Here is an 8,409-nt window from a genome sequence, read left to right as displayed (position 1 = left end):
GGCAGCGTGCGGGGGCCGCTGCAAGTACGTCCATGTAAGCTCGGTCGCCGCATCCATGCGGCTCACGCCCCCGCACGCTGCCCCACCCCGCCTTCGACAGATCTCCGCAATCTGTCGGAACGGCGGTCTGCTCGGGTAGGTGTCGAACGAAAACAAGAAGGGGTCAGATCCCTTTCCCGGCGGGAAAGGGCTCTGACCCCCACGTGCATCGAACTGGAGGTTCTTACCAGTTCGGGTCTTCAGCCGGGGCGGCGGCGGGCTTGGGCTTCGGCTTGCTGGCCGGGCGCGCGGCGGCGGCCGGGGCGGCCGATGCGGTTGCGCCGGCGGCAGCCTTGGGCTTGCTGCCGAGCTTCTGACGCAGTTCGATCTGGCCCGGGCGGAAACCACCGCGCATTGCGTCCACGCCCTCTTCCAGGGTGCCGTAGGAGGTCTGCGCGGCCACGCGGTCGATGCGGATGGTGCAGCACGGATGCTCGCTGCGGCCGAGCGAGCGGCCGGTCTGCGGGTCCTTCAGCTCTTCGCCCAGGCGCACGGCCTGCCAGCGCTGGCCGACCTGCACGGTGTCACCGCCCTGGCTCAGCACCACCTGGTCGCCATCGACGGACACCACCGACACCGGGAACAACGTGGTGACGATGGTGCTGCCGATCTGGCCGGACAGCGAATCCATCATCGAGGCAGCCATGCTGCGGCCGTTGACCACGCGCGGCAGGGTGCTCGGGCCGGTCGAGGCCAGCTGGTGGTCGAAGCTGTCGGACATCACCACCTGGCCGGTGGTGGCGTTGACCAGGCGCAGGGTGATGCGGCCGCCACCGGAGTACGAGGTCACCTGGCGATCGGACATGCGCAGGTTGCGCACGCTGCGCGGGTACTCGAAACGTTCGATGGTCGGAATCAGGATCAGGTCGGTCGCCAGCTGCTGGCCAACGCGTGCGGTGTCCTGCAGGCGCACGTTGCCACTGTTGATGTGGTCGATCTCGGCCTGCAGTTCGTCGCCGAACTCGCGGTCCAGCACGATGAAGCGCTGGGTCTGGGTAAGCGTGTCGGACAGCCGCGCGCGGATCGCCTGGGCGACCTCGTCGGCATTCACCCGGCCATCGCCAACGGCATAGCTGCCCGACTTGGTGCGCGGCAGGGCCACCACGATCTTCGGCTTGCCTTCTTCATCCGGCGCACGGTACTGGGCAATCTGCGCGCGGACACGCACCTTCCAGTAGCTGCGCATGCTGCGCCGGGTGACGTCCGAATCGAAGGAGCTGGCACCGCGCTTGGCGTCGACCTTGACCTGCTCTTCGTAGTTTTCCTTGACGCTGGCCGACGCCGATCCGCCCTTGGCGGAGGCTTCGCCGGTGGCGCTGGCCGAGGCCGAACCCTTGAAGCTCCAGCCTTCGTCGCTGGCGCGCACGCGGGCAATGGTCTCTTCGTCGAGCTGGCTCACTTCATCCTGCGAGAGGATTTCATAGCCGAGCACCGCGCCCTGCGAGCCGGCAATCATCTGCTGGGAGAACGCGTCGGCGCGGATATCGCCGACGTGTTCACCGTCCACGTCCACATGCAGGCCTGCGCGCAGGCTCTGCATCTGGCTGGCCACGCGTACGCCGTTGACCTGGGCCACGGCCGACTGCAATGCCGCCAGCACCGCCAGTTCCGGGGTGCTGCCGATACCGTCGGCTTCGCGCGCAACCTGGGTGGTGCCGCCGAAATCCGGCGTGCCACGCAGGGGCGCTTCCTGCACCGGCGCATTGCTGGCCAGTGCACTGGCGGCCTTGTCCTTGGCGGGTGCGGCTTCTGCCGGTGCATCCTGCTTGCCGCAGGCTGCCAGCAGGGCCGCGGCCAGGCCCAGGCCGATCAATCGAGTCGTCGTACGCATGCGGAGCTGCCTCGTATCAGAGCGAATCCAGCATCGAATCGGCGTTGGACGGCACCTTCACCTTGCTCTTCTTGGCGAAGGTCACGGCCGACTTGGTCGAGCCGTACAGGCCCTTGATGAAGCCCGGCGATTCCTTGGCAACCCAGGCACCGGCGGCCAGCTTGCGGCCAACGGTGGCCATCTGGGTGGCGCCCAGGTTCTTCATGCCGGCCGCAAAACCGCTGGCTTCGCCACTCAGCTTCTGTGCTTCGGCAGCCGAGGCCAGCAGCGAGACCAGGCCTTCGGCGTAGTGCTGCTTGGATTCAGCGTTCAGTTCCGGCTGTGCGGCCTGGCGCTCGTCGATGGCAGCCTGTGCGGCTTCGCTGACCGACACCGACTTCTTCATCGCATCGACGTTCACCGAACCGGACGACAGCGCCTGGCGCTCGGCTTCCAGCAGCTGCACCTGCTCGGCCAGGCCGAAGGCGCGGGCGAAGGAGGTCTGCGCCTGCAGCGAGTGCGACTGCGAGCTGACGAAACGACGGACCAGCGCTTCCTGCGCGGCTTCGTCCGGGGCGGCAGCGCTGGTGCTGCTGCTGGAGGTGCCGGTGGCGGCGCCAGCGATGTCCTTCAGCTTGCCGAACTGGGCATGGGCCGGCATCGACAGGGTGGCGGCCGCGATGGCAACGACGAGAGCGGTATTACGGATCATGGAAGATTCCTTTGGGAGAGACGGCCGCGATGCGGCACGTGGAAGCAATGGATGGCGCTGGGCAGCCCACTGGTAGCGCCGGGCCATGCCCGGCGAGCGCAGCGGAACAGCCCGAGCCGGGCGACATCCGGTATCAGCGGACCGCCTTGACGTTCAGTTCGTTGATCATCTGCTGGGCCGCCTTTTCGGCAGCCAGCTGCAGCGCATTGGTACGGGCGACGGTTTCGTTCGGGCCGGTACCGGAGAACTGCACCGGGCCCACCGACGACACGGTGCGCGGGAAGCGTCCGGTCACGTCCAGCACCTTGCCGGTGACGGTGACGAACACGCGGGTGTTGCCGCTGGCCGGATCACGGTCGCGCATGCCGACGTCGAGGGTGCCGACGGCGATGTACGGGATGTTCGCCGCGCGGATGCCGTTGGCGGTATCGCGCAGGGTGGCCGCGGACAGATCGTTGCCGGTGCTGAAGTCCTTGCGGATGCGCTCGATGCTGAGCAGGCCGCGCGACTCGCCTTCCACGTATTCGGCTTCAACCACTTCGTAGCCGGCAGCGCTGAAGGCACCGGTCATGGCGGTGTTGACTTCGGCGGCGTTGGCCACCTTCCAGCTGATGTTGTCGCTGCGCGCGGTGGTGCTGCCGCCGCTGGTGACCGACACCGAGCCGTTCTGGTTGATGCTGCCGTTGGTGCTGACCGAGTTGCCGCGGAAGCTGTCGCCTTCACGGGTGTTCTCGCTGTAGCTGCTGCTGGCGTCGACGCGACGGTATTCCTTGTCCTGGAACGACTGCACGGTGTCCTGCGAGCGCGCCATGAACAGGAAGGTCAGCAGCGAGCGCTGCGCAGCGGTGGCACCGGCCACGGCCGAACCGGCATCCAGCTTGGTCTGCAGCAGCGTGGTGTTGATCTCGGCGCGGACGGTGACGCTGTAGGTCTTGGCCTTCTTGTCTTCGGTGTCCGACAGCTGCACCGCGCTGAGCACGTAGCGGTCGATTTCACCGAGGAATTCGGCGCGACGCGATTCAAACAGGCGCAGCTTGGCCGCGCCGGATTCGGCGATGTACGCCTCCAGTGCATTGGCCTTGGCCTTGTTCAGGGCCTGGGCACGGGTATCGGCACTCAGGCGCAGGCTGTAGCTGGCCGAACCGGTACCGCGCGAGCTGGCGGTCTGCGCGGCGACCGGCGAGGCCACCGCCAGGGCGATGAGGATGAGCAGGATGGTACGCATCAACGACATGATTTGATCAACTCCTGGAGGGCTTGGGTCTGTTGCTGCAGCGGGCGTCCGCCCGGCTTCTGCTCGTCCAGCCAGGCGCGCGAATCGGCACGCTTGGCGGCGGCGCCGGCGAAGGCATCGAAGCCGGCCAGCAGGGTTTCGTAGCTGGCCGACCACTGGTCGACCTGCCACTGCGTGACCGGCACCACCTTGGTGGCGCCCTTGCGCAGCGGTTGTTCGAAGTACACCTTGCCGGAGAACGGCTCGGTGACCTTGGCAGTGAAGAAGGCGCCGAACAGCATCGTCTTCATCGCCGGCGTTTCACTGATGACGCCGTTCTTCAGCGCATCCACCTGCAGGCTGATGACGTAGTCCGCCTCGGGAATCTTCAGCTGGTAGACCTTGCCGTCGGCAAAGCGCGCCGCCATGGCACCGCCGATCGCCTGGCCCGAGGCCGGCGGCAGCAGGCCGACACCGGTATTGGACGACAGCGTCTTGGACAGTTCATGGGCCAGCGTGGCACGCAGCGGACCGGCCCACTTCGGGTCGGGCAGCTTGGCCAGCGTGGCGTCGGAGAGGGTCACCGCACCCACCTGCAGGCGACGCGTGGCCGCTTCCGGCAGCTTGGCCTGCGCCAGGGTCGTGGCCAGCACCTGCGACAGGCTGGTATCGGCACCGCCGTACAGCAGATCGGCGACGATCGCGTCGATGTCGTCGCTGTCCGGGCGGTACTCCTGCACGTCGATGCGCTGCAGGGTGAGCGGATAGGAGGCGATCACCTGGCGCTCGCGGAAATCGAAGAACAGCGCCTGCAGGGCCACTTCCACCAGCACCTTGTACTGGTCGCCGATCGGTTCGACCGACACCAGTTCGCGGTCCAGCGCAGCGGCCAGGACCACGGCACTGGTGGTGCCGTCGAGCATCGCCACCGGCTGGTCGATCAGTTCCAGGTTGGCCGGCGCGCGGCGCTTGAGCGCCTGTGCCAGGGTCTGGTTGAGCGGAATCAGGCCACGCTTTTCCAGCACGGCGTGCGCATGCGGGGTGGTCGCCTGTACGGCGGCGGCGTCAGCGGTATAGGCAAAGCCGGCCCAGTAGGCCTGCTGCGATTTGTCTGCGGCCTGGCTGGCCAACGGCCATACGGCCAGGCACAGGGCATAGGCAAGCAGGCGCGCAAAAGCGCGCGGTGCGCTCTTCGTCCTTGAAAACATCCAACCGCTCCTCGGTCATGACACACGAAAGACAGGCGTGAACACGCCCGCTGGGCGCGAAACATAGCCGCTCCGGGGCAAACCGACAAGTGCTGACCTTGTCGGCTTCAATTTTCCGGCGGCAGGCCGGCCCGTTGCCGCAGCAAGGTCCGCTCTGCCTGGTTCTGGCTCAGGGCCGCTGCCGAGGCGAATGCGTCACGTGCATCCTGCTCCCGTCCCAGTTGCTGCAGCAGCTCACCGCGTACCACCATCAGCGGTGCATAGCCCTGCAGGCGTGGCTCGTCCAGCAAGGGCTGCAACAGCGCCCACGCCGCGAACGCACCTTCGCTGCGCGACACCGCCACCACCCGGTTCAATGCCACCACCGGCGACGGCATCACCTGCAGCAACTGCGCATACAGTGCGGCGATCCGCGCCCAGTCGGTGTCTTCGGCGCGACGCGCACTGGCATGGCAGAAGGCGATCCGCGCCTGCAGCACATACGGATCATCGCCGCCGCCTGCCGACACCGCGCGCGCCAATGCCTGCTGGCCGCGTTCGATCTGCAGCCAATCCCACTGCGCCCGGTTCTGCTGGTCCAGCAGGATCGGCGCGCCCTGCGCATCCACCCGGGCCGCCGCGCGCGAGGCCTGCAGTTCCATCAGCGCCAACAGACCCAGCACCGAAGGCGCCGGCATCCGATGGGCCAGAATGCGCGCCAGCCGCAGCGCCTCGGCACACAGTGCCGGTCGCATCCAGTCGTCGCCGGCGCTGGCCGCATAGCCTTCGTTGAATACCAGGTAGATCGCCTCCAGCACCGACTCCAGTCGTTCCGGCAATGCTTCGGCACGCGGCACTTCGTAGGGCACCTGCTTCTGCGCCAACGTACGCTTGGCCCGCACGATGCGCTGGGCGATGGTCGGCTCCGGCTGCAGGAACGCGCGGGCGATCTCGATCGTGGTCAACCCACCCAGCAGGCGCAGGGTCAGCGCTACCCGCGCGTCGGCAGGCAGGACGGGATGGCAGGCCACGAACATCAGGCGCAGCAGGTCATCGCCGATGTCATCTTCCAGGGCCTGGCTGTCGTCGGGCGCGGGCAATGCGGCCGGGTGCAGCTCCTCTCCCCATTGCGCATGCTGCTGCGCCACCCGCTGGTGCTGGCGCAGCACATCAATGGCACGGTTGCGCGCGGTGGTCATCAGCCAGGCTCCGGGATTGTCCGGGATGCCCTGCACCGGCCAGCGCTCCAGCGCGGCCAGCCAGGTGTCCTGGGCCAGCTCTTCGGCGCGGCCGACGTCGCCGCCGAGCAGGCGCGCGAGGCGCGCGATCAACACTGGCGATTCCATCCGCCAGAGGGTGTCCAGGCGCTGGCTCAGGGCGGGCTCGTGCATGCAGCGATCACAGCATGCGGGCCCGGCCTGCACAAGCACCGGCGTTCACGCGTCCACGATCGGCTTGAAGCCGCCCCAGAACATGCGCTTGGTATCGAACGGCATGTCCTTGGGGCCGATATGCGCCAGCCGCGGGTCGGCCATCACCTTCTTGTTGATGCGATCACGCGCCGCGCGCGTGCGGAACACCACGAAGGCCACGATCACCGTTTCGCCCGGCTTGAGTTTCACCGCCTGCGGGAACGACGTCGATTTCCCGGGCTGCACGTCGTCGGCCACGCACTCCATGTACTGCAGCGCGCCATGATCCTTCCAGACCGCACCGGCCTTGCGGGCAAGGCGGCGGTAGGCCGCCACCTTGTCCTGCGGGCACGGCAGCACGTAAGCATCCACGTAAGCCATGGGGAGTCTCCCTGCGGCGGCCGGTCAGCCCGGCTCGCCGTCCATGTGTGCGATTTCCCAGAGGTGGCCGTCCAGGTCCTGGAAGCCGCGCTGGTACATGAAGCCGTAGTCACGCGCCGGCTGTGGTTCGCTGGCGCCGGCAGCCAGCGCCTTGTCCACCATCACGTCCACCGCCTTGCGGCTGTCCGCCGACAGGCAGGTGATCACCTCGGTGTGGCCATGCGCATCGGCAATCGGCTTGGTGGTGAACTGCTTGAAGAACGGCTGGGTCAGCAACATCACGAAGATGCTCTCGCTGACCACCATGCAGGCGGCGTTCTCGTCGGTGAAAGCCGGGTTGAAGCTGTAGCCCAACGCGGCGAAGAACGTCTTGGCTTTTTCCAGATCCTGCACGGGCAGGTTGACGAAGATCATCTGCGGTTGCGGTGCACTCATCGGTAGAGCTCCTTGTGGATGAAGGAAAAAGGGATCAGGGCTGCTTCATGCAGTTGACCATCCACGGCTTGCCGTAACGGTCGGTCAACATGCCCCAGCGGTGCGCCCAGAAGGTTTCGGCGATCGGCATCTGCACTTGGCCACCTTCGGCCAGCGCGGCGAACACGCGTTCGGCTTCTTCGATGCTGTCCACGTCGACGTTGATGGTGGTGGAACCACCCTCGCCGCCACCGGGGCCGTCGGCCGCCATCACGATCGCGCTGCCGATCTCCAACTGGCTGTGGGCCACATGGTCGAGCGTGTCGGCCGGCATCTCATTGCAGCCCGGCGAACCATCGGACGGCGGCATGTCGCGGTACTTCATTTCCGAGGTGACCTGGCCGCCGAGTGCTTTCGCATAGAACGCCATCGCGTCGTGGGCCTGGCCGCTGAAGCCAAGGAAGGGAATCAGTTTCATGGCATTGCTCCGTTGTACGTTTCAGGGCGGTAGCGCCGGGCCATGCCCGGCGGAGAAATGGATCGAATCAACCTTCCAGCTGTGCACGCAGACGCTGTTCCTGCTGCTGTAAGTCGGGGGTGAAGGCTTCACCGAAGTCTTCGGCGGTGATCAGCGGGCGCAGCTCCAGCGCACCGCCTGCACCGAAGGGCGCACGGCTGGCCCATTCGGTGGCCTCGTCCAGCGAGCGCACCTCCCACAGCCAGAACCCGGCGATCTGCTGGCCGGCCGGACCAAATGGGCCGGTCTCGACCTGCGGCGCACCGCTGCCGAAATGAATGCGGCGCCCGCGCTGGGTGGCATGCAGGCCTTCCCCGGCGAGCATGATGCCGGCGGCCACCAGTTGTTCGTTGTAGGCGCCCATGGCGGCCAGTTCCTGTTCACTGGGCATGCGCCCGGCCTCGGAATCGGCGTTGGCTTTGACGATCACCATCACTTTCATTGCGGTCTCCACTGGGCTGCGGGTGCGTGCCCTTCCCTCATACAACGAACCGGGGGCGCGAGGATCGACAGCTTCCTGGAAATTATTTTTATCGCGGAGAGCGCGCCTTCGGCGGGGATCGGCGAACGGCGGGGCCCCTCCGTGGTGGGGTGGGTTGGTCGCTGAAAGCTGGATTTCTGAGTGGGGGCTGGGCGGGTGGGATTGGCGGGGACGCCGTGAATCCATCCCTGGAGGCTTAGCCGCGCCATCCATGGCGCGGATACCCCGCCAACCCCACCCGCC

The 8,409-nt window shown here is 67.0% G+C and carries 9 protein-coding genes; all 9 read right to left on the bottom strand.

Annotation, left to right across the window (positions count from 1 at the left end):
* Positions 1-223: 223 nt before the first annotated feature.
* Complete coding sequence (locus ACFX4F_RS15440) at positions 224-1,870, bottom strand: CsgG/HfaB family protein (protein WP_380656801.1); 1,647 nt, start codon at positions 1,868-1,870, stop codon at positions 224-226.
* Positions 1,871-1,886: 16 nt separating this feature from the next.
* On the bottom strand, positions 1,887-2,561 hold the full coding sequence (locus tag ACFX4F_RS15435; protein WP_380656798.1) for a hypothetical protein: 675 nt from the start codon (positions 2,559-2,561) through the stop codon (positions 1,887-1,889).
* A gap of 133 nt (positions 2,562-2,694) precedes the next feature.
* A complete protein-coding gene (locus ACFX4F_RS15430) occupies positions 2,695-3,795 on the bottom strand; it encodes a hypothetical protein (RefSeq protein WP_205405395.1) in 1,101 nt (366 codons plus the stop codon).
* Positions 3,786-4,982, bottom strand: a complete 1,197-nt coding sequence (locus ACFX4F_RS15425) for a hypothetical protein (protein ID WP_025878385.1) — start codon at positions 4,980-4,982, stop codon at positions 3,786-3,788. The genes ACFX4F_RS15430 and ACFX4F_RS15425 overlap by 10 nt, the downstream gene beginning before the upstream one ends.
* Positions 4,983-5,089: 107 nt before the next feature.
* Positions 5,090-6,352 (bottom strand): RNA polymerase sigma factor, encoded by a 1,263-nt coding sequence (locus ACFX4F_RS15420; protein ID WP_380656793.1) that lies wholly within the window; start codon positions 6,350-6,352, stop codon positions 5,090-5,092.
* Between the two features lie 45 nt (positions 6,353-6,397).
* Positions 6,398-6,754 carry a DUF1428 domain-containing protein gene (locus ACFX4F_RS15415; protein WP_380656790.1) on the bottom strand — a complete coding sequence of 119 codons (357 nt, stop codon included), beginning with the start codon at positions 6,752-6,754 and terminating at the stop codon, positions 6,398-6,400.
* A 24-nt stretch (positions 6,755-6,778) separates the two neighbouring features.
* On the bottom strand, positions 6,779-7,189 hold the full coding sequence (locus tag ACFX4F_RS15410; RefSeq protein WP_380656787.1) for a VOC family protein: 411 nt from the start codon (positions 7,187-7,189) through the stop codon (positions 6,779-6,781).
* Between the two features lie 34 nt (positions 7,190-7,223).
* Complete coding sequence (locus ACFX4F_RS15405; protein WP_033830236.1) at positions 7,224-7,646, bottom strand: VOC family protein; 423 nt, start codon at positions 7,644-7,646, stop codon at positions 7,224-7,226.
* A 67-nt stretch (positions 7,647-7,713) separates the two neighbouring features.
* Positions 7,714-8,127 carry a YciI family protein gene (locus tag ACFX4F_RS15400; protein ID WP_380656783.1) on the bottom strand — a complete coding sequence of 138 codons (414 nt, stop codon included), beginning with the start codon at positions 8,125-8,127 and terminating at the stop codon, positions 7,714-7,716.
* Between the last annotated feature and the right edge of the window lie 282 nt (positions 8,128-8,409).

Source organism: Stenotrophomonas sp. YIM B13575, assembly GCF_042787595.1.
GTDB classification, from domain to species: Bacteria; Pseudomonadota; Gammaproteobacteria; order Xanthomonadales; family Xanthomonadaceae; genus Stenotrophomonas; species Stenotrophomonas lactitubi_B.
The sequence above is the reverse complement of the archived record's forward strand: the minus strand, read 5'-3'. Positions and strand labels throughout refer to the sequence as shown.